24 protein-coding genes and 1 riboswitch are annotated in these 18,964 nt (G+C 37.2%); of the genes, 3 read left to right on the forward strand and 21 right to left on the reverse strand.

From position 1 onward, the window contains the following. Positions 1-169: 169 nt before the first annotated feature. The 12 genes from VK90_RS31125 to VK90_RS22590 form a co-directional block, all read right to left on the reverse strand. A complete protein-coding gene (locus VK90_RS31125) occupies positions 170-298 on the reverse strand; it encodes a hypothetical protein (protein WP_269431826.1) in 129 nt (42 codons plus the stop codon). A gap of 74 nt (positions 299-372) precedes the next feature. Beyond that, entirely contained in the window at positions 373-1,770 is a 1,398-nt protein-coding gene (gene sufB / locus VK90_RS22540; protein WP_002174060.1) for a Fe-S cluster assembly protein SufB, read from the reverse strand. Positions 1,771-1,818: 48 nt separating this feature from the next. After that, the gene (gene sufU / locus VK90_RS22545) at positions 1,819-2,250 is read right to left on the reverse strand and encodes a Fe-S cluster assembly sulfur transfer protein SufU (RefSeq protein WP_000009523.1); all 432 of its coding nucleotides are present in this window, start codon (positions 2,248-2,250) and stop codon (positions 1,819-1,821) included. Further along, positions 2,240-3,460, reverse strand: a complete 1,221-nt coding sequence (gene sufS / locus VK90_RS22550) for a cysteine desulfurase SufS (RefSeq protein ID WP_002174061.1) — start codon at positions 3,458-3,460, stop codon at positions 2,240-2,242. The genes sufU and sufS overlap by 11 nt, the downstream gene beginning before the upstream one ends. After that, positions 3,460-4,752 (reverse strand): Fe-S cluster assembly protein SufD, encoded by a 1,293-nt coding sequence (sufD, locus tag VK90_RS22555; RefSeq protein ID WP_048375370.1) that lies wholly within the window; start codon positions 4,750-4,752, stop codon positions 3,460-3,462. The genes sufS and sufD overlap by 1 nt, the downstream gene beginning before the upstream one ends. A gap of 15 nt (positions 4,753-4,767) precedes the next feature. Further along, complete coding sequence (gene sufC / locus VK90_RS22560; RefSeq protein ID WP_000929159.1) at positions 4,768-5,553, reverse strand: Fe-S cluster assembly ATPase SufC; 786 nt, start codon at positions 5,551-5,553, stop codon at positions 4,768-4,770. Between the two features lie 238 nt (positions 5,554-5,791). Then, entirely contained in the window at positions 5,792-6,604 is an 813-nt protein-coding gene (gene metQ / locus VK90_RS22565; protein ID WP_002174063.1) for a methionine ABC transporter substrate-binding lipoprotein MetQ, read from the reverse strand. Positions 6,605-6,626: 22 nt separating this feature from the next. Then, entirely contained in the window at positions 6,627-7,292 is a 666-nt protein-coding gene (locus tag VK90_RS22570) for a methionine ABC transporter permease (RefSeq protein WP_002174064.1), read from the reverse strand. Then, on the reverse strand, positions 7,285-8,310 hold the full coding sequence (locus VK90_RS22575) for a methionine ABC transporter ATP-binding protein (RefSeq protein WP_048375373.1): 1,026 nt from the start codon (positions 8,308-8,310) through the stop codon (positions 7,285-7,287). Before VK90_RS22575 ends, VK90_RS22570 begins: the two co-directional genes overlap by 8 nt. 200 nt (positions 8,311-8,510) lie before the next feature. Continuing rightward, positions 8,511-8,618: riboswitch (SAM riboswitch) on the reverse strand. Between the two features lie 125 nt (positions 8,619-8,743). Further along, positions 8,744-9,088 (reverse strand): hypothetical protein, encoded by a 345-nt coding sequence (locus VK90_RS22580; RefSeq protein WP_048375374.1) that lies wholly within the window; start codon positions 9,086-9,088, stop codon positions 8,744-8,746. Between the two features lie 152 nt (positions 9,089-9,240). Further along, positions 9,241-9,549, reverse strand: a complete 309-nt coding sequence (locus tag VK90_RS22585; protein WP_082148028.1) for a thioredoxin family protein — start codon at positions 9,547-9,549, stop codon at positions 9,241-9,243. A 3-nt stretch (positions 9,550-9,552) separates the two neighbouring features. Next, positions 9,553-9,897: a toprim domain-containing protein gene (locus VK90_RS22590; RefSeq protein ID WP_000640865.1), complete on the reverse strand. Its 345-nt coding sequence runs from the start codon at positions 9,895-9,897 to the stop codon at positions 9,553-9,555. A 166-nt stretch (positions 9,898-10,063) separates the two neighbouring features. Between VK90_RS22590 and VK90_RS30335 the strand changes: the two genes are divergently transcribed. After that, positions 10,064-10,234 (forward strand): hypothetical protein, encoded by a 171-nt coding sequence (locus VK90_RS30335; RefSeq protein ID WP_197088224.1) that lies wholly within the window; start codon positions 10,064-10,066, stop codon positions 10,232-10,234. Between the two features lie 159 nt (positions 10,235-10,393). Here VK90_RS30335 and gcvH read toward each other — a convergent pair whose 3' ends face one another. The 3 genes from gcvH to VK90_RS22605 all read right to left on the reverse strand — a co-directional run bounded on the left by gcvH (position 10,394) and on the right by VK90_RS22605 (position 12,142). Beyond that, the gene (gcvH, locus tag VK90_RS22595; RefSeq protein WP_000026897.1) at positions 10,394-10,777 is read right to left on the reverse strand and encodes a glycine cleavage system protein GcvH; all 384 of its coding nucleotides are present in this window, start codon (positions 10,775-10,777) and stop codon (positions 10,394-10,396) included. Between the two features lie 41 nt (positions 10,778-10,818). Next, positions 10,819-11,184: an arsenate reductase family protein gene (locus VK90_RS22600; RefSeq protein ID WP_048375379.1), complete on the reverse strand. Its 366-nt coding sequence runs from the start codon at positions 11,182-11,184 to the stop codon at positions 10,819-10,821. 430 nt (positions 11,185-11,614) lie between these two features. After that, entirely contained in the window at positions 11,615-12,142 is a 528-nt protein-coding gene (locus VK90_RS22605) for a hypothetical protein (RefSeq protein ID WP_048375381.1), read from the reverse strand. Positions 12,143-12,266: 124 nt separating this feature from the next. Here VK90_RS22605 and VK90_RS22610 point away from each other — a divergent pair, with 124 nt between their 5' ends. Then, the gene (locus VK90_RS22610; RefSeq protein ID WP_048375383.1) at positions 12,267-12,914 is read left to right on the forward strand and encodes a phosphatase PAP2 family protein; all 648 of its coding nucleotides are present in this window, start codon (positions 12,267-12,269) and stop codon (positions 12,912-12,914) included. A 61-nt stretch (positions 12,915-12,975) separates the two neighbouring features. Here VK90_RS22610 and VK90_RS22615 read toward each other — a convergent pair whose 3' ends face one another. From VK90_RS22615 to VK90_RS22630, 4 genes are all read right to left on the reverse strand, one after another. Then, entirely contained in the window at positions 12,976-13,989 is a 1,014-nt protein-coding gene (locus tag VK90_RS22615; protein ID WP_048375385.1) for a PTS transporter subunit IIC, read from the reverse strand. 22 nt (positions 13,990-14,011) lie between these two features. Continuing rightward, entirely contained in the window at positions 14,012-14,962 is a 951-nt protein-coding gene (locus tag VK90_RS22620) for an L-lactate dehydrogenase (protein WP_048375386.1), read from the reverse strand. Positions 14,963-15,209: 247 nt separating this feature from the next. Further along, entirely contained in the window at positions 15,210-15,458 is a 249-nt protein-coding gene (locus VK90_RS22625; RefSeq protein ID WP_025149610.1) for a spore coat protein, read from the reverse strand. Between the two features lie 13 nt (positions 15,459-15,471). Beyond that, entirely contained in the window at positions 15,472-15,657 is a 186-nt protein-coding gene (locus VK90_RS22630) for a hypothetical protein (RefSeq protein WP_048375388.1), read from the reverse strand. A gap of 439 nt (positions 15,658-16,096) precedes the next feature. On the opposite strand from VK90_RS22630, the gene VK90_RS31130 reads away from it, so the two are divergent. Beyond that, positions 16,097-16,225 (forward strand): hypothetical protein, encoded by a 129-nt coding sequence (locus tag VK90_RS31130; RefSeq protein WP_269431827.1) that lies wholly within the window; start codon positions 16,097-16,099, stop codon positions 16,223-16,225. Between the two features lie 28 nt (positions 16,226-16,253). Here the strand turns inward: VK90_RS31130 and VK90_RS22635 are convergent, their stop codons facing one another. Both VK90_RS22635 and VK90_RS22640 read right to left on the reverse strand, forming a co-directional pair. Then, on the reverse strand, positions 16,254-16,976 hold the full coding sequence (locus VK90_RS22635; RefSeq protein ID WP_048375390.1) for an MBL fold metallo-hydrolase: 723 nt from the start codon (positions 16,974-16,976) through the stop codon (positions 16,254-16,256). A gap of 116 nt (positions 16,977-17,092) precedes the next feature. After that, positions 17,093-18,877 (reverse strand): acyl-CoA dehydrogenase family protein, encoded by a 1,785-nt coding sequence (locus VK90_RS22640; RefSeq protein ID WP_002174076.1) that lies wholly within the window; start codon positions 18,875-18,877, stop codon positions 17,093-17,095. Between the last annotated feature and the right edge of the window lie 87 nt (positions 18,878-18,964).

Raw genomic sequence — 18,964 nt, forward strand, 5'->3', positions numbered from 1 at the left:
ACAGCCGAATTTTGAGGTGGGAGTCTTACTGCCCACAAATAGCGGGATAAATCGATATATCCTTGTCGAAACGTCGATATATTTGACTGCATACTAAGTGGGGTATCCCTCACCCAGCTCCACACAATACAAAAAAGCGCCCTGCTATGCAGGGCGCTTCCTCAATATATTATCCAGTTTCGGCGGCTAGAATGTTCGGTAGCTTCGCTTCTTCCTCACATTCTGGACGAGCCGCTTCCACTTTTAAATATTGTCCAGCTTCGCCTCCTAGACCCTCATGTCTAAGAGCCTTCCGCACCAGAAGATAAAAAGCATCTTCTGTGCGAAAGAACCTTAGCCAACGGGTCTGAACAGTCGGCTTCGCATTTCTATTTAACCAATAGAACCTTCCATCTCAAACTTGATTAGGCGGTTCATTTCAACTGCGTATTCCATTGGAAGTTCGCGAGTGAATGGCTCGATGAAGCCCATTACGATCATTTCTGTAGCTTCTTGCTCAGAAATACCGCGGCTCATTAGGTAGAATAATTGTTCTTCTGATACTTTAGATACTTTCGCTTCGTGCTCAAGTGAAACGTAATCGTTTTTGATTTCGTTGTAAGGAATTGTATCAGATGTAGATTGGTTATCCATGATTAACGTGTCACATTCGATGTTAGAGCGAGAGTTTTTCGCTTTTGGTCCGAATTGTACGATACCACGGTAAGTTACTTTACCACCATGCTTCGCAATCGATTTAGAAACGATTGTTGAAGATGTGTTTGGTGCTAAGTGAATCATTTTTGCACCAGCATCTTGGTGTTGGCCTTTACCAGCAATCGCGATAGATAATGTTAAACCACGAGCGCCTTCGCCTTTTAAGATAACTGCTGGGTATTTCATCGTTAATTTAGATCCGATGTTACCGTCAATCCATTCCATCGTTGCGTTTTCTTCACAAACCGCACGTTTTGTAACTAGGTTGTATACGTTGTTCGCCCAGTTTTGGATTGTTGTATAACGGCAATATGCATCTTTCTTAATGATGATTTCTACTACCGCACTATGAAGTGAGTTAGTCGTGTAAACAGGTGCTGTACAACCTTCTACGTAGTGTACGTGTGCGCCTTCGTCTACGATGATAAGCGTACGCTCGAATTGTCCCATATTTTCAGAGTTAATACGGAAATACGCTTGAAGTGGTGTATCAACTTTAATACCTTTTGGAACGTAGATGAATGATCCACCAGACCAAACTGCAGAGTTTAATGCAGAGAATTTGTTGTCCGTTGGTGGGATTACTTTTCCGAAATGCTCACGGAAAATATCTTCGTTCTCTTTTAATGCGCTATCTGTATCTTTGAAGACGATTCCTAGAGCTTCTAGGTCTTCTTTCATGTTGTGGTATACAACTTCAGATTCATACTGTGCAGATACACCAGCTAAATATTTTTGCTCAGCTTCTGGAATACCTAATTTATCAAATGTCGCTTTAATTTCATCAGGTACTTCATCCCAAGACTTCTCAGATTTCTCAGATGGTTTTACGTAGTACGTAATTTCATCGAAATCTAAGTCGTTTAAGTCGCCGCCCCATTGTGGCATTGGCATTTCATAGAACTTATCCAGTGATTTTAAACGGAAGTCTAACATCCACTGTGGTTCTTCTTTCATACGTGAAATCTCTTCAACGATCTCTTTTGTTAAACCGCGTCCAGCACGGAAAATCGAAACGTCTTTGTCTTTGAAACCATATTTGTAATCGCCGATATCTGGCAGTTGCTTCGCCATGTTGGTATGTCCCTCCTTAGATAACCTCGTTTTTAGGAACCTTTAACATTACTTATCTTCGTTTAAGCCCTTTTCTAACGCTTTCCACGCTAATGTTGCACATTTAATACGTGCTGGGAACTTGCATACGCCTTGTAATGCTTCAATATCTCCTAAATCAATGCTGTCATCATACTCTTTTCCTAGCATCATGTCAGAGAAAATTTTAGAAAGCTGAAGTGCCTCTTCAATTTTCTTTCCTTTTACTGCTTGTGTCATCATCGAAGCTGAAGACATTGAGATTGAACATCCTTCGCCTTCAAACTTCGCCTCTTGTACAATACCCTCTTCTACTTTCATCGTAAGTTGAATACGATCGCCGCAAGTTGGATTGTTCAAGTTAACGGTAACACTATCTTCTAATACGCCATGGTTACGAGGATTTTTGTAATGATCCATAATAACTTGACGATATAACGTATCTAAATTATTAAATGACATTTGTGAAATACTCCTTTGTCTTGATTAGCGATTCAACAAATGTATCAATTTCTTCTTTTGTATTATATAAATAGAAGCTCGCACGTGCTGTTGAAGAAGCTTTCAGCCACTTCATAAGCGGTTGTGCACAGTGATGTCCTGCGCGAACCGCAATGCCTTCTACATCCAATACTGTTGCTACATCGTGAGGATGTACGTCTTCAATATTAAATGTAACGAGACCAGCGCGATGCTTTGGACCATAAATTGTAACGCCATCTACTTCTGATAGTCTTTCTAAAGCGTATTGCGCTAATTCATGTTCATGCTTTTCAATATTATCAAGACCGATTTCTTCTAGGAAATCAATTGCCGCACCAAGCCCGATTGCATTACCGATAATCGGTGTACCTGCTTCAAACTTCCACGGAAGCTCTTTCCAAGTAGATTCTTGTAAATCTACGAAATCAATCATTTCACCGCCAAATTCAATTGGCTCCATATTGTTCAGCAATTCTTTCTTACCATATAATACGCCGATACCTGTAGGTCCGCACATCTTATGAGCAGATAATGCGTAGAAATCACAGTTTAAATCTTGTACATCTACTTTCATATGAGGTGTACTTTGTGCACCATCAACGACCATAATTGCACCGTTTTCGTGTGCGATTGCTCCAATTTCTTTTACAGGGTTAATTGTTCCAAGTACGTTTGATACATACATGATTGAAACGATTTTTGTATTCGGTGTAATTGTTTGACGAGCATCTTCAATTGAGATTGTCCCGTCTGGTTGAAGCGGAAGGTATTTTAAAGTTGCGCCAGTTTTCTTCGCAACTTGTTGCCACGGAATGATGTTACTATGGTGCTCCATGTAAGAGATAACGATTTCGTCGCCTTCTTCTACATTTTCAAGACCATAGCTCGCTGCTACTGTATTTAATGCAGTTGTTGTCCCGCGTGTGAAAATAATCTCTTCCATTGATTTCGCGTTAATAAACTTGCGAACTTTCTCACGTGCACCCTCATACGCGTCGGTAGCTTTCGTACCGAGCGTATGAACACCGCGATGCACGTTAGAATTATATTCTTTATAGTAACGTTCTAACGTTTCAATGACTTGAATTGGTTTTTGAGAAGTTGCTGCACTATCGAAATAAACAAGTTGTTTGCCGTTCACTTTTTGATCAAGAATTGGAAACTGTTTGCGTATTTCATGAATATTCATTAGCGAACTTTCCTTTCAATTACCTCAACAAGCTGTGCTTTTACTCCTTCAATTGGAAGCTCATTTACTACAGGTGCTAAGAATCCATGGATGACTAAACGTTCTGCTTCGCGTTTTGGAATACCACGGCTCATTAAGTAGTATAGTTGGATTGGATCTACGCGACCTACTGAAGCTGCGTGACCTGCCATTACATCATCTTCGTCAATTAAAAGAATTGGGTTTGCATCACCACGAGCTTTCTCGTCTAACATAAGAACGCGAGAAGATTGTTGTGCATTTGATTTAGATGCACCGTGTTCAATCTTACCAATTCCGTTAAAGATAGATGTTGCACTATCTTTTTGTACACCGTGTTTTAAGATGAAACCTTCAGAGTGTTTACCGAAGTGAACAACTTTAGTTGTAAAGTTTTGTGTTTGGTTACCACGGCCAATTGTTACTGTTTTCGTATCAGCAAATGAACCGTCGCCCATTAAGTTCGTTACGTTCTCTGAAATTGTGTTTCCGTCATTCATAAGACCTAAAGCCCAATCAACACGGCCGTCGCGTCCTACAACACCGCGGCGGTTAACGTAAGTTGTTACGTCTTTTGCTAATAGATCAACCGCACCGAATTTCACTTGTGCGCCTTGTTCCACGATTACTTCTGCTACGATATTTGCAATACCTTTAGCATTTTCATTTGCAACGTAGTTTTCTACATAAGTTGCAGTACTGTTCGCATCAGCTACGAATAATACGTGGTTATATACGTTAGCTTCTTCACCGTCTACTAAGAATACAGCTTGAAGTGGAGTTTCAAGAACAACGTTTTTCGGAACATATACGAATGCACCGCCGTTGATTAATGCAGCATGAAGTGCAGTTAGACGATGCTCGTCTACTTTCACGCCGTCTTTCATTAAGTACTTTTGTACTAGCTCAGCATGCTCAGTTGCAGCTGTTACGATGTCTGTAAAAATAACACCTTTTTCTTTTGCTTCGTTTGCTAAAGAAACGAATGCAGTTGTACCAGTACGTTGTACTAATACGCTGTTATTTTCATCGATTAAGTTTTTCACTGCTTCTGGAAGCTCTGTTAAAGAACTTACAGGCTCTTGCTTAGCAGCGTCGCCTTTTCCGATAAAGTCCCATTTTTCAATTTTCGTTTTATCAGGCGTTGGCATTGGAAGTTCAGTTGCTTGTGCAAGAGCTTGTAAGCGGAACTCAGTCAACCAAGCAGCTTCGTTTACTTCGCTTGCGCGCTGACGGATTGTTTCTTGATCGAAAGGTAATGTACCGATTGTCATGTTTATGCTCCTCTCTTACGCTTCTTGCTCTGCTGTTTCGTCTTCAATACCTAATTCTTTTTTAATCCAGTCGTAACCTTCAGCTTCTAGACGCTGTGCAAGCTCAGGACCACCAGATTTAACAATGCGACCGTTCATCATAACGTGAACGAAGTCTGGAGTGATGTAGTTTAATAAACGTTGGTAATGCGTAATCATTAGGCAACCGAACTCTTCGCCGCGCATTTCGTTAATACCTTTAGATACAACTTTTAACGCATCGATATCAAGACCTGAGTCGATTTCGTCTAAGATTGCGATTTTTGGCTCAATCATCATTAATTGAAGAATTTCGTTACGTTTTTTCTCACCGCCAGAGAAACCTTCGTTTAAGTAACGTTGTGCCATTTCTGGATCCATTTCTAGGAATTCCATGTTTTTATCTAATGTACGGATAAATTTCATAAGAGAAATTTCATCGCCTTCTTCACGACGTGCGTTAATTGCAGAACGTAAGAAGTCAGCGTTTGTTACTCCGCTAATTTCACTTGGATATTGCATTGCTAGGAATAGACCTGCTTGTGCGCGCTCGTCAACTTCCATTTCTAATACATCTTCACCGTCGATGATGATGCTACCTTCTGTTACTTCATACTTTGGGTGACCCATAATCGCAGAAGATAAAGTTGATTTACCTGTTCCGTTAGGTCCCATAATTGCGTGGATTTCTCCACCTTTTACTTCAAGGTTTACACCTTTTAAAATTTCTTTGCCATCGATTGATACGTGTAAGTCTTTAACCGTTAATGTAGAACCAGCCATCTCAATACCTCCATTAATCCTCTATATACATTTTAAAAGTTCCTAAAACGTTCATATTCTCATTTTATTCTCATTCTAATTTTATATCAAATAAAATGATATCGCAAACAACTAAAAAAAGTAACAATTTTTTCACAAATGTATATAAGTATTTCCTTTGCATCTTTATATGATACACCTTCCTTCTTATATATATAAAGAAAAAAGGACTGGTAATTTCCCAGTCCTTTCCTTGTATTTATTCACTTAAAGGAAGTACAGCACCTTTATATTCTTTCTTAATAAAATCTTGAATTTCTTTTGAATGCAGTACTTCTACTAGCTCTTTAATTTCTTTTTTATCTTTATCACCTTTACGAACAACTACTACGTTTGCGTACGGTGAATCATTTCCTTCAATTGCAATTGCATCTTTTTCTGGGTTTAATTTCGCATCAATCGCATAGTTAGAGTTAATTAGAACAGCGTCGCCTTCTTTATTGTTATACACTTGTGGTAATAAACCAGGCTCAATATCTGTTTTGAATTTTAAGTTTTTCGGATTATCTGCAATATCTTTTGGAGTTGCCTTAACTGGATCTATTCCGTCTTTAATTTTTAAAATGCCTTCTTTTTGCAAAATTGCTAAACCACGTCCATGGTCGGTAACAGAATTACTCATAATAATTGTCGCCCCGTCTGGAAGCTCTTTTAAGCTCTTATATTTTTGAGAGTATACGCCAATCGGTTCTAAATGAATTTTTCCTGCTATTTCAAAATCATATTTCTTATCTTTAATTTCTTTTTCTAAATACGGAATGTGCTGGAAGTAGTTTGCATCTATTTCCTTATCCGCTAACGATTTATTCGGTAACACGTAGTCTTGGAATTTTTTAATTTCTAAATCAATTCCTTTTTTCTCAAGTAACGGCTTTGCCTTTTCTAAAATAACAGCGTGCGGTACGTTAGAAGCCCCAACAACTAGTTTCTTTTCATCTTTATCTTTTCCACCACAAGCAGCTAACCCAAAAATTGAAGTTGAAATAAGTGCTGTAAGTAATAATTTTTTCATTTAAAATACCCTCCCGTTTTCATTATCTTTTATCTATTCGAGTCGTTACGTTATCACCAATCCACTGAATTAAAAATACAACTAGCAATACACAAATTGTTGCGACGATTGTTACATCGTTATTACCACGCTGGAATCCTTCTAGGTAAGCAAGTGTTCCAAGGCCACCAGCACCAACAACACCTGCCATTGCCGTATAGCCTACTAACGCAATTGTCGTTACCGTAATACCGGATACTAATGCTGGTAACGATTCTGGAATTAACACTTTCAAAATAATTGTGCTTGTTTTTGCACCCATCGCTTTTGAAGCTTCAATTACACCTTTATCAATTTCACGAAGTGCAATCTCAACCATTCTTGCGTAAAACGGTGCTGCACCGATAATTAAAGCTGGCAATGCTGCACTTGCTCCAAGAATTGTTCCAAGAAGAATCTTTGTGAACGGAATTAATAAAATAATTAAAATGATGAATGGTATAGAGCGGAAAATGTTTACGAATGCTCCAATCACCGTATTAATTGCTTTGTTTTCCCATAAATTATCTTTCGCTGTCATAAAGAGTAATAGTCCTAAAATAAGTCCTAAAACAAATGTGGCAAGCGCTGCGATTGCCGTCATATATAGTGTTTCACCTGTTGCTTCTAACATTTGATTCCAATCAACATTTGCAAGTAACTTATCCATGAGCAATCACCTCCAGCTCTACTTGATCTTGATGTATTCCCTCTATCGCTTGCTGGATCGCTGTTTCCTCACCATTTAAATGAACAACTAAACTTCCATAAGAACCGTTATTCGTTTGTGCGATATTCCCTTGCAAAATGCTAACTTCTATATCACTGCGCTGCATTAACCTTTGAAGTACCGGTCTTTCTACTGCCTCACCGATAAACTGCAAGCGAATTACTTTTCCATCTGGGTATTTTTCAATTAAACTTTCAATCGTTTCATTCGTATCTTCAGAATCAGTTAACTGCTGTACAAATCGTTTTGTAATGTCTTGCTGTGGGTTACGGAACACATCAAGTACAGGACCACTTTCTACAATCTTTCCTCTCTCCATTACCGCAACGCGATTACAAATCTTTCGAATAACGTGCATCTCATGCGTAATCAATACAATTGTTAAACCGAGACGCTTATTAATATCTAACAATAAATCTAAAATTTGATCTGTCGTTTCCGGATCAAGAGCTGACGTTGCTTCGTCACATAAAAGTACTTGCGGATTATTAGCTAACGCTCTTGCAATCCCGACGCGCTGCTTTTGTCCACCACTTAGCTGAGATGGGTATGCATCGCCTCTTCCTTCTAATCCAACAAGATGAATTAACTCATCGACACGTTTTCTTCTCTCCGCCTTATCAACACCTGCAATTTCAAGTGGGAATGCGATATTTTCATGAACAGTTCGTGACCAAAGTAAGTTAAAATGTTGAAAAATCATTCCGATTTCCTGTCGCGCCTTACGAAGTTCATTTCCAGTAATCGCTGAAATCACACGATTTGCAATCGTAATTTGACCAGACGTTGGTTTCTCTAACTGATTAAACAATCGGATTAAAGAACTTTTCCCAGCGCCACTATATCCGATAACACCAAAGATTTCACCTTTCTCTATTTTTAAGTTGGCGTTATCTACAGCAGTGACATCACCGCTTTTTGACTTATATATTTTCTTTACATTTTCTAATAAGATCATGATGTTCACCCCTTTTTTTAATAAAAAGCGCAAGCGGCTCTTTTAGATTTACTCCGCAATTTTTTATTTTTAATGCGTGTAATCTATCGCTATTGCTCATCTTGTTGTTTGAATGTCCTCCACATTCAAACAACAAAAAAACCTTTCTGCTTTAGAGAAGCAGAAAGGTTTATATGCGTATATAACAACATTATCCCTCTCTCTCATCTCTCAAAGCATTTGCTTTGCAGGAATTGGCACCATTTCAACATAAGTTGACGGTTGCCGGGCTTCACAGGGCACAGTCCCTCCACCTCTCTTGATAAGAGAAATCAGATTAAATTTTCGTCTGATTTGAAATTTATGAAATTGTCTATATTTTATGAATTGAATTGTATCAATATCCTCATGCCATGTCAACAGAAATTTTCGTAAAAAAAGAAACTTCAGAATTTTAAGCACCCACTGACATCGGTTTACATATATGAAACATCGATTCAACTAATAACATCGTTCGATATGTTCCAGAATATTGTACTCGTCCGTCACTCATTAACGTTTGCAACCTTATATTTCCAGTCACTAATTTTTGAACATCCTCTTCCCCTAAGCAGACGATTTGTTCCGTTCCTCTCGCCTCTTTCAAAAGTTCTATATAATCTCTTGAAATTTGTAATGAACAACATTCATCTCCAAATCGAAAATTAACAGTTCTTTCTCCTTGTCTTAAAAGTGGTTCTAAATGATATTGACCATTAGCGTAATTTACAAATGATTGAAGCAAAGAATATAATTTCACCCTAAATCACATCCTTCATATCACTTTCTATTACATACCATTCCCTCTCACTAAAGAGCAATCCTGTTACTTTCGCTCGACAAATACTGTATCCATCACGCATCTCGACATATTTCCCAAGAAATATGTCGAGGCGGCAAAAACTTTGCCGCCTACTTTAACTCCGTATATAAATATTCAACCGAATGAAATGCATATATCTTCTTCATCAGTGTCCCATTTTCAAAAAGAAGTAAACAAGGTACACTTTCTATCCCATACTCTTTCGCAAAATGCGGAGCATAATTTAAATCTAACATCCCAATTTTCAAATCTTTAATCGTCATCTCAACGACCGTTAACATCTTCTTTGCTAATTGGCATGTTCCACACATTGGTGTATACACATATAACACTGTTTTTTCTTCGTTTTCTATTAGGGCTGTAGCTTCGGCTCCTGTCCAGTCAATCACTTCTATCATTCCTTACCGTAAATATTCTGTATAAACGTCAATGTCAGCTCCCCATAATACATTTGCTAAATGTGAAGAAGGCGCAGTCGCCACCTCGCGATACGAGCGATCAATATAAATATGCTCTGCTTGCGGAAATTCTTTTCGGAATTGTTTTCTTAACTTTTCTCCTGCATCATCAGCATCCACTAGCACATACACATCTTTATCAAAAAACTGATCAATGAGCTCATCCATTTTCGACAAACCAATTGTACCATTTGTACAAACAATTTCCACCGGTTCACGAATAATAGATTCAATCTTTCTTCTGTCCGATTTACCTTCTACAATAATGACTTTTTCCACATAAATCATATGTCATCACCCGATCACCATATACTATACAACCTTTAACTTAGTATATAGTATATTCGTTATTTTCATGTTGTTTCCTGTTTATTTTTGCAAAAGAAAAGCGGAACCGACTGTTTAGCCCTGTTGGCTAAGGTTCTTTCGCACAGAAGACGCTTTTTGTCTTCTCGTGCGGAAGGTTCTTAGACATGAAGGGCTAGGAGGTGGAGCTAGACAAAGAAAAGCGGAAGCGGCTCGCTCAGAACAAGAGGGCATTGGAACTCCTGAACTAGAGGCGCTTTTTGCCTCGCAGGAAGAAGCGAAGCCACCGAACAATCTAGCCACTGGAGCTAGATCATAAAGAAAAGCGCATACGGCTCGCTCAGCATGAAACCTCAACGAAAAAAGTTTTTTCAAAAACGTTCTCCTACATGATAATTAATATATGTATGTTCAAACTCATTATGTAACACACAAAAAAAAGGACAGCACAAAGGCTGTCCTTTCTCTTCGACTATAATTAGTCTTGGTTTGTCATTTCTGCATATTTTTCTGCAGTTAATAACTTCTCAACTTGGCTTGCATCAGAAAGTTCAACTTTAACCATCCATGCACCCTCGTATGGAGATTCGTTAACAAGTTCTGGTTGGTCACTTAATTCTTCGTTTACTGCTACAACTTTACCACTTACAGGTGCGTATAATTCAGAAACTGTTTTAACAGATTCTACGCTTCCGAATGGCTCGTTAGCTTCGATTGTTGCACCTACTTCAGGAAGTTCAACGAATACGATATCGCCTAACTCACCTTGCGCAAAATGAGTAATACCGATAACAACCTCATTACCTTCTGTTTTTACCCATTCGTGTTCTTCAGAGTAACGTAAATTATTTGGAATGCTCATGACTGTACCTCCAGTGAATGTATTAATTATGTAAAAATACCTTATTGGTACTTTTTCCACACACTTTCAAACTGCTCTTCGTTAAAACCAAGTGTTACATTCGTTCCATCTGTTACAATTGGACGTTTAATTAACATGCCATCAGATGCTAAAAGCTCGTACATTTCGTCTTCGCTCGCATCATTTAACTTATCTTTTAGGCCAAGTTCGCGGTAACGCATTCCACTTGTATTAAAGAATTTTTTTAATGGCAATTCACTTTTCTCATGTAAATTACATAAATCTTCTTTTGACGGTGGATTTTCAACAATATGAATCATCTCATATGCTACATCGTTTGCCTCAAACCATTTTTTTGCCTTTTGACATGTGCCACACTTTGGATATGAATAAAATGTTACTGTCATAAATTCACCTACTTTTTTACTAACCTTTACCCTTATCATATAGAAAACATTTTATTATTTCAAACGATTATTCGCTAAACTTTTACTTATTTCGTGATAATTTTTAATAATCCTGCAAATTTTTCTTATTTTTCCGCCATTTATAAGAAAAAAATAAATATATAATTTTTTCTTCACATTCCCTTTCCCCCTCCTTAACCCGAACATACATCTTAAACAAACGTTTATTTAATTTCATATTTTCTACATCAACCTTTTGAAAACATAGATCCTTTCATACCGAACATATACCTTAAACAAACGTTTATTTAATTTCACATTTTTCTATAGTAACCTTTGAAATACATAGATCCTTTCGTGCCGAACATAACCCTTAAACAAACGTTTATTTAAAATAAAAAATAAGAAGCCTCATTTATGGGCTCCTTCATCATCTACTTAAATAATCTGCAATTGTTTGAAATACTAATATATACATATTATGAATATTTTGATCCGAAACAGTATCATTATATAATCCCATACCCCAATATTGCCCCTCACTGCTTCCCATATTTACAAATCCTTGTGTATACATCATTGCTTCATCCTTCGGGGCATTGTCATAATCTAAAGCTTTTTTAGTAAAAATCAAATATGGTCTATCCTGTAATCCGATAAAAAACACTGGCTTCTTTAATGATAAAAATAAGTCCGTATACTGCTCCCTCGATGCTTCTTGAAAATATCCTTTCATGACGAGAAAACCATCAACCTTTGCTGATTTCTCCTGCATCTCTTCTAATTTTACACTTTCAAATTTTATATTTCTAAATGTATCTTTCGGTTTTTCACCAACAACTCCAATTACGAGTGCTCTTCCGTTATATTCTAATTTCTCTCCTTCTTTATCTTTGGCACACCCAGCCCCCACCAGGCATAACAATATAAAAGCTAAGAAATAAAATGAACGCTTCATTTAGCACCCTCTCCCTCTTTTAAGTCAAGTGACAAAAATGTAAGGTGAATTCGATAGCCCAATTGGATTTTCTATATTATAATCAATTGAATTTACTTACATTACTAAAACATAGGAGATTATCATGAAGAAATTTAAACTTTCATCTTTTCTTCCGTTAAGTTATATACTTCTACTCGTACTCGTAAGCCCCCTTTACGATGTGTTAAATAAATCTACTGTTCACGCAGTAAACGTCACAACTATAGTAGACAATTGGATTCCATTTGTGAAAGCATTTATTATTCCTTATTTACTTTGGTTTCCATACTTATACGGTGCACTTATTTATTACTGTTTTACTGATCGAAAGCAATATTACGTCACTTTAAGTAGTGTAATTCTTGGAAAACTTGCTTGTTTTTCTATTTATTATTTTTGGCAGACAACTGTACCACGTCCAACTGTCGTTGGAACAGACGTATTTTCCGAACTAGTCCGCTATATCTATAGTATTGATCAACCAGTAAACTGTTTCCCTAGCATTCACGTTCTTACAACATTTGTAATTATGTTAGCTGCCTTTAAGCGTAGAGAACAGCACGCTTTTGAATATTACATCCTTACGTTCTTCGGTACGCTTATCATTTTATCAACATTATTTACGAAGCAGCATGCATTCGTAGATGCCGTTTCTGGTATGCTACTCGCGGGTATACTATACTTCGGTGTTCAACTCTTGTTAGCAAAAGAAACAGTGACAGTTCCCGTGAAACAAAATCATAAAATGTAACTAAAAAAGCAGACTGTGGCTTCTTCAGTCTGCTTTTATCTATATTAAGGAGATTTTCAAATTAAGATTGCGGTACAGTCATATCACCTGAATGGATACGACCTGCTTTTTTAAGAGCAATGTAAAGTATATAAGAAACAGCTACTGGGATGATGATATAAGTGATTACCATCGCTGGGACAACCTCCCACCCTTGGCTGGAAATTAAATTAATTGGTGCGATAAGAGAGCTTAATCCAAGTCCAGCAATTTCTTTTCCTGCTTCTAGTTGGAAAATTAATGCTGATACCGGGCCGACTATAGCGCTGGCGACGACAGTTGGGACGAGAATCATTGGGTTTTTAGTAATGTTCGGCAACTGTACTTTTGGAGTACAAAGTGCCTGCGCTAATATGCCACCTAAATTATTTTCTTTCGCTGAAATAACAGAGAATCCGATAAATTGAGCAACACATCCTGCAAGTGCTGCACCTCCTGCAACACCATCTAAGCTAAGTGCTATCGCTAAAGCAGCTGATGAAGCTGGAGAGATAAGTAACAATCCCCAAACTACAGCAATCACGATAGAAGCGATAAATGGGCTACCAGCTGAACTATCTTTAATGAATGCTCCAACTGTATTTAAAACTGGGCTAATATTTTGAGCTAACCAAATACCGACTAAACCAGAACCTAGTATCGCTGCAAATGGAACGAGCATCATATCTAAAGCAGTTTTTCCACTTAATCGTTTACCGATATAAACTGCTAAAGTCGCTGTTAATAATGCACCGATTGGTTCACCTGTTTTAATGATAAGACCAGCTTCAGTAATTGAAATTGATCCAGCTCCAATTGCTCCAGCTACCATCGCCGAAAAGATTACGAGCCCGTTTGCACCGAGCATAAAAGCAATCCCGGCTCCAATTGCTGGTGCCATAAGTGATTTTGCAACAACCCCGATTGTAATAAGTAGTGGGATATCAGCAATTCTTCCTATATTTTCGATCAGTAAACCAATTCCAAGGGATACGAAAATACCCTGTGCGATTCCGGCAGATGCTTTAAACACACGAGACATTATATATTCCTTCATTTGTTTCACCTTCTTCTATAAGTTAGTAACCAATTGTCTTCATATAATCGCGTAAAACATCGTTTGATTTTGCAAAGCGACTTTCTTCATCTTCTGATAAGTTCAGCTCTACAACTTCCCTTACACCGCCTCTAGTAATAATTGCTGGTACTCCTGTACAAATATCGTATTCGCCATATTCACCATCTAAAATAGCTGAAACAGCGATAACACGGTGATCATCATTGAAAATTGAACGAGCAATATAAGCTAAAGAATTTCCAATTCCGTAATAAGTAGTTCCTTTACGTTTATAAATTTCCCACCCAGCTTTTGCAGTCTTCTCAACAATTTCATCTAAATCTATCTCACCTAAACGTTCTTTTTGTTCCTCTAAAATTTGTAGAATTGGCTTTCCACCAACAGTTACGTGAGACCAAGCAACCATTTGAGAATCACCATGTTCTCCTAATGAATATCCATGAATGCTACGAGGATCTACCCCTAACATTTCAGATAAAATAGTTCTTAAGCGAGAAGAATCTAGTGATGTACCAGTACCAAGCACGCGATTTCTTGGTAAACCAGATAATTTCCAAACTTGATATGTAATAATGTCTACTGGGTTCGATGCGATTAAGAAAATGCCATTAAATCCACTTTCCATTACGCCACTTACGACACTTTCCATAATCTTTGCGCTTGTTCCTAAAGTATCTAAACGACTTTGTCCGGGCTTCGGTGCTGGTCCTGCTGTAATAATTACAATGTCCATATCTTTGCAGTCTTCATAGCTTCCTGCATATACTTTTGTTCTTGTATTTGTAAAGTTAATGCAGTGCGATAAGTCCATCGCTTCTCCAACTGCACGTTCATGATTTATATCAATTAATAATAGCTCTTCGCAAATACCTTGGTTTACAATGGAGTACGCACAGCTTGATCCAACTAATCCAGTACCGATAATTGCAATTTCTCTTGTATTTCTATTCATGACAATCCCCCTCAATTGATCATGTAATCTATTTCTTTTGTTCTTTACACTCTTAATTATAGAGATTCTCACAGTAGAAACTATGGATACTTTGTGAAATGTTGAACAAACTTTTGTCCTTTTTGTGAAATGCTATATTCTATTTTCGTCATATTTGTTACAACTGGAAAAATATTTCTTTTGTATTTATTGACATATACAAAAATAAAAAAACGAGCGAATCCATTCGCTCGTTTTTTTCATCGTACTATTCGGCACTTAATTGACTTTTTAATTGTTGGACAATCATTTGATTGGCAGGTGCAGCTGGTTTATAATAGTTTTTTTGCTTTGCGTATTCATACATATTACGTTGGCGCATTTCATCTTGATTACGAATTTGAATTAAAGTTTGATGTAACTGTTCATTATCCGACTGAGCAATATAATTTGCATAACTTGTTAAACTTGCATTTAATCCTGCTAAATAATCATTTACCATATCTTTTTCATTCATCTTTCGCTTCCTCCTATCCTAAAAAAGTCATTAGTTGTTGCTTCGTATTTCGTGCATCTTGTGCATCCTTCTCAAGCATTTGCTTTAACTGCGGGTCCGTACAAACCTGTGCATACTGTTCTAACTTGTTAATAATTGTTGCGTGTCCACCGATCAAATGACGTAAGTTTTCCACTTCAAGCTCTGTTAAATTTTGCATAGAATACTCCTACCTTTCTTTGTTCATTCAATATTAGTATTTAGTTCTTTTGGGATTGTATGCATGGATTAACTTTTTCACATGTAAACAAAATAAAAGATGAATAGCTAAGCCATTCATCTTTTATGCTAAATATTTATTTATTCAATATTATAGAGATACGATCATACTTATACTCACAAGTCCGTTCTATAATTAAAATCCTTTAATATAAATATAAAGATGATATAACGAGATTTTTAAAAAGAATAATATGCAATTTTACATATCACAAAAGCTTTGCATTCTATAGTTTTAGAAATTAAATTACTATATAATAATTATTAAATGAAAATTAAAAAAATTTAAAACACCTCTTACTACTTGTCATTACACCACCTTACTTATTCATCATGATTCTCACTACATATAAAATTTATGAATAAAAGGAGAGATACACATGAAAACACATGACTTCCTTACAGAAATCCAGAAAGGCTCTGAACCTAATCCATATCAAGATCCTATCGTATTTAGTTTCCTTTGTTTTTTCTTAGCCGTATATACCTTTTTAAAACCTGCAAAATAATATCATCTAACAAAAAAGAGCCTCTAAATTATTTGAGGCTCTTCCTTGTTAAATTCCGTTCCGCTTCTTCAATCGCTCTTTGCATTTGCAATAATGGATCTTTAATCATCTTCCCGTGACCTGTCGCCAATATAGACGGCTTATACTCCAGCAATTTCTGAGCGCCTGTTAATGCAACTTCTGCATCCCATGTACCAAACATAGGAAATGGAAAAAGCCACTTCAATTGTCCTGCTACCGCCACTCCTCCTCTCGTTTGAAATGCATCTCCAACAATGAGTGCATCATTTCTCGTGTCTAAAAACGCCATTGATCCTGGTGTATGACCTGGAGCTGCAATCGCTACAAGAGAACCAATTTCATCTCCCTCTTGAAGAAGAATATCTGGAATCGTCTTTATTTTTTTTGACACACTCACTTTTACCTGCGTGCCTGGTTCCCCTAGTTGCAGCGACAAATCTCCTTCAAGTAAACGAGCATCTCTTTTAGAAATATAGACTGGAATATCCGGCAGTTCTTGTTTTATAGCATCAAGCGCTCCTACATGATCATCATGTGCATGTGTAATAACAATATTCGTAATCGGTTTCCCTATTTTTCGAGCCGAATCTAAAATCTTCTTTGCACAAAATGGTAAAGCTGCATCAATTAAAGTTAATCCTGTTTCTTCTTCGACAAAATAACAGTTAATCGGAAATAGACGCGGTAAAAATGCTATTTGATGAACTGTTCCTACTTTTATTACCTTCATCTCCTTTACCTCCATTAAAAAAAGCCGTTTACAAATACATATGTAAAACAGCCCTTTTCAAGAATCTATCAATAAAAAAACCAGTAGCCATAAGACCACTGGTTCTCTCTCATCTATTAAACTGTGTAACGCTCATCTTCTAAAATTTTCGCAGCGATTTCACGTTTCTTCGGAATTACGTTAAGTGGTGTGTGGCGAGTTAGTTTGCGTAGTGATGATAACATCATGCGCAGCATGTCGCCGTTTTCAACTGCGATAAGTGTTTCTTTCGCGTCTGCTTCAATTTCGTTGAATGCTTCTTGGCAGAATACTTCAGTGTATAACACTTTTTGTTTATTCTTTTCAAGACCAGTTGTTTTAATTGCTTTTTCTGTACGAAGAACAGCAGATTCCATCGCATAAAGGTTGCTTACGATGTCAGCGATATTCACAAGAATTTCTTGCTCTTTATCTAATGCTTTACCGTATTTTTGAGCAGCTAACCCAGCTACCATTAAACCGATTTTCTTCGCGTTATTTACTAAATACTTTTGAAGTGCTAATGGCTCATCGCCTACTTCTTCTGGCATCATCATCATTAACTCTTCTTGTAATTTTTGTGCTTTTTGTAGTAATGGTAATTCACCTTTCATCGCTTTACGTAAGAACGTACCTGGTACGATTAGGCGGTTAATTTCGTTCGTACCTTCGAAAATACGGTTAATACGAGAATCGCGGTACATTCTTTCAATCTCGTACTCTGCCATAAATCCATAACCACCGTGAATTTGAACACCTTCATCTACTGTATAATCTAACACTTCAGAACCGAATACTTTATTTAAAGAGCACTCGATTGCATATTCAGCGATAGAAGCTGCTACTGCTTTACCGTCTTTTACTTCTTCTTCAGATAATGTGCTCATACGGCTTTCGAATAAACCTACTGTACGATATACAGAGCTTTCAGCTGCATATGTTTTCGCTGCCATATTCGCAAGTTTCTCTTGAATTAATGGGAAGCGAGCGATTGGTTGTTTGAACTGTTGACGTTGGTTTGCATATTGTGCTGAAATTTCTACTGCACGTTTCGCAGATCCAACTGTACCAACACCTAATTTATAACGGCCGATATTTAAAATGTTGAACGCGATAATATGACCTTTACCGATTTCACCAAGTAAGTTTTCTTTCGGTACTAATGCATCTTCTAAAATTAACGTACGAGTTGAAGAACATTTAATACCCATTTTCTTTTCTTCTGGGCTTGTAGATACGCCAGCATACTCTTTCTCTACGATAAATGCTGAGAAATGCTCGCCATCTATTTTTGCATATACAACAAATACATCAGCGAATGCAGAGTTTGTAATCCATTGTTTTTCACCATTTAATACGTAATGTGTACCTTCTGCATTTAAACGTGCAGTTGTTTTTGCACCTAAAGCGTCAGATCCAGAACCTGGCTCAGTTAATGCATATGCAGCTAATTTTTCACCAGTTGCAAGTAGTGGTAAATATTTTTTCTTTTGCTCTTCGTTACCGAATAATACGATTGGTAAAGATCCGATACCAACGTGAGCACCGTGAGTAATTGCAAAGCCACCAGCGCGAGAGAATTTCTCTGCGATTAACGCTGAACTTACTTTATCAAGGCCAATTCCGCCGTACTCTTCTGGTACGTCAGCGCCTAATAAACCAAGTTCACCAGCTTCTTTTAAAAGGCGAACAGAACGATCAAATTCGTGTTGCTCTAAATATTCAAGCTCTGGAAGAACTTCATTTACGATAAAGTCCTCTGTCGTTTTTGCAATCATTTTATGCTCAGATGAAAAATCTTCTGGCGTAAACACTTGATCAATTGTAATCTCATCAACTAAAAAGCTACCGCCTTTAACCGCACTTCCTACTGTTTTTTCCATGAAAATTTCCTCCTTCATATTTTCATAAGCCGCTTCTCTCGCTTTGAAAGAAGCTGGCTCTCCCTTTTATTTTTTATAAACCTTTGT

The sequence above is a fragment of the Bacillus sp. LK2 genome (genome assembly GCF_001043575.1).
Classification (GTDB): domain Bacteria; phylum Bacillota; class Bacilli; order Bacillales; family Bacillaceae_G; genus Bacillus_A; species Bacillus_A paramycoides.

Bases quoted from the DNA above. Each gene is read 5' to 3' on its own strand.
- sufC (WP_000929159.1), bottom strand. From the start codon at position 5,553: ATGGCTGGTTCTACATTAACGGTTAAAGACTTACACGTATCAATCGAT.
- VK90_RS22635 (WP_048375390.1), bottom strand. From the start codon at position 16,976: ATGAAGGTAATAAAAGTAGGAACAGTTCATCAAATAGCATTTTTACCG.
- VK90_RS22600 (WP_048375379.1), bottom strand. From the start codon at position 11,184: ATGACAGTAACATTTTATTCATATCCAAAGTGTGGCACATGTCAAAAG.
- metQ (WP_002174063.1), bottom strand. From the start codon at position 6,604: ATGAAAAAATTATTACTTACAGCACTTATTTCAACTTCAATTTTTGGG.
- VK90_RS22625 (WP_025149610.1), bottom strand. From the start codon at position 15,458: ATGAATGAAAAAGATATGGTAAATGATTATTTAGCAGGATTAAATGCA.
- VK90_RS22585 (WP_082148028.1), bottom strand. From the start codon at position 9,549: ATGATAGAAGTGATTGACTGGACAGGAGCCGAAGCTACAGCCCTAATA.
- VK90_RS22615 (WP_048375385.1), bottom strand. From the start codon at position 13,989: ATGAAGGAATATATAATGTCTCGTGTGTTTAAAGCATCTGCCGGAATC.
- gcvH (WP_000026897.1), bottom strand. From the start codon at position 10,777: ATGAGCATTCCAAATAATTTACGTTACTCTGAAGAACACGAATGGGTA.
- sufS (WP_002174061.1), bottom strand. From the start codon at position 3,460: ATGAATATTCATGAAATACGCAAACAGTTTCCAATTCTTGATCAAAAA.
- VK90_RS22570 (WP_002174064.1), bottom strand. From the start codon at position 7,292: ATGGATAAGTTACTTGCAAATGTTGATTGGAATCAAATGTTAGAAGCA.
- VK90_RS22575 (WP_048375373.1), bottom strand. From the start codon at position 8,310: ATGATCTTATTAGAAAATGTAAAGAAAATATATAAGTCAAAAAGCGGT.
- sufB (WP_002174060.1), bottom strand. From the start codon at position 1,770: ATGGCGAAGCAACTGCCAGATATCGGCGATTACAAATATGGTTTCAAA.
- sufD (WP_048375370.1), bottom strand. From the start codon at position 4,752: ATGACAATCGGTACATTACCTTTCGATCAAGAAACAATCCGTCAGCGC.
- sufU (WP_000009523.1), bottom strand. From the start codon at position 2,250: ATGTCATTTAATAATTTAGATACGTTATATCGTCAAGTTATTATGGAT.
- VK90_RS31130 (WP_269431827.1), top strand. From the start codon at position 16,097: ATGAAAACACATGACTTCCTTACAGAAATCCAGAAAGGCTCTGAACCT.
- VK90_RS22630 (WP_048375388.1), bottom strand. From the start codon at position 15,657: ATGCAAAATTTAACAGAGCTTGAAGTGGAAAACTTACGTCATTTGATC.
- VK90_RS22610 (WP_048375383.1), top strand. From the start codon at position 12,267: ATGAAGAAATTTAAACTTTCATCTTTTCTTCCGTTAAGTTATATACTT.
- VK90_RS22620 (WP_048375386.1), bottom strand. From the start codon at position 14,962: ATGAATAGAAATACAAGAGAAATTGCAATTATCGGTACTGGATTAGTT.
- VK90_RS22640 (WP_002174076.1), bottom strand. From the start codon at position 18,877: ATGGAAAAAACAGTAGGAAGTGCGGTTAAAGGCGGTAGCTTTTTAGTT.
- VK90_RS22590 (WP_000640865.1), bottom strand. From the start codon at position 9,897: ATGATTTATGTGGAAAAAGTCATTATTGTAGAAGGTAAATCGGACAGA.
- VK90_RS22605 (WP_048375381.1), bottom strand. From the start codon at position 12,142: ATGAAGCGTTCATTTTATTTCTTAGCTTTTATATTGTTATGCCTGGTG.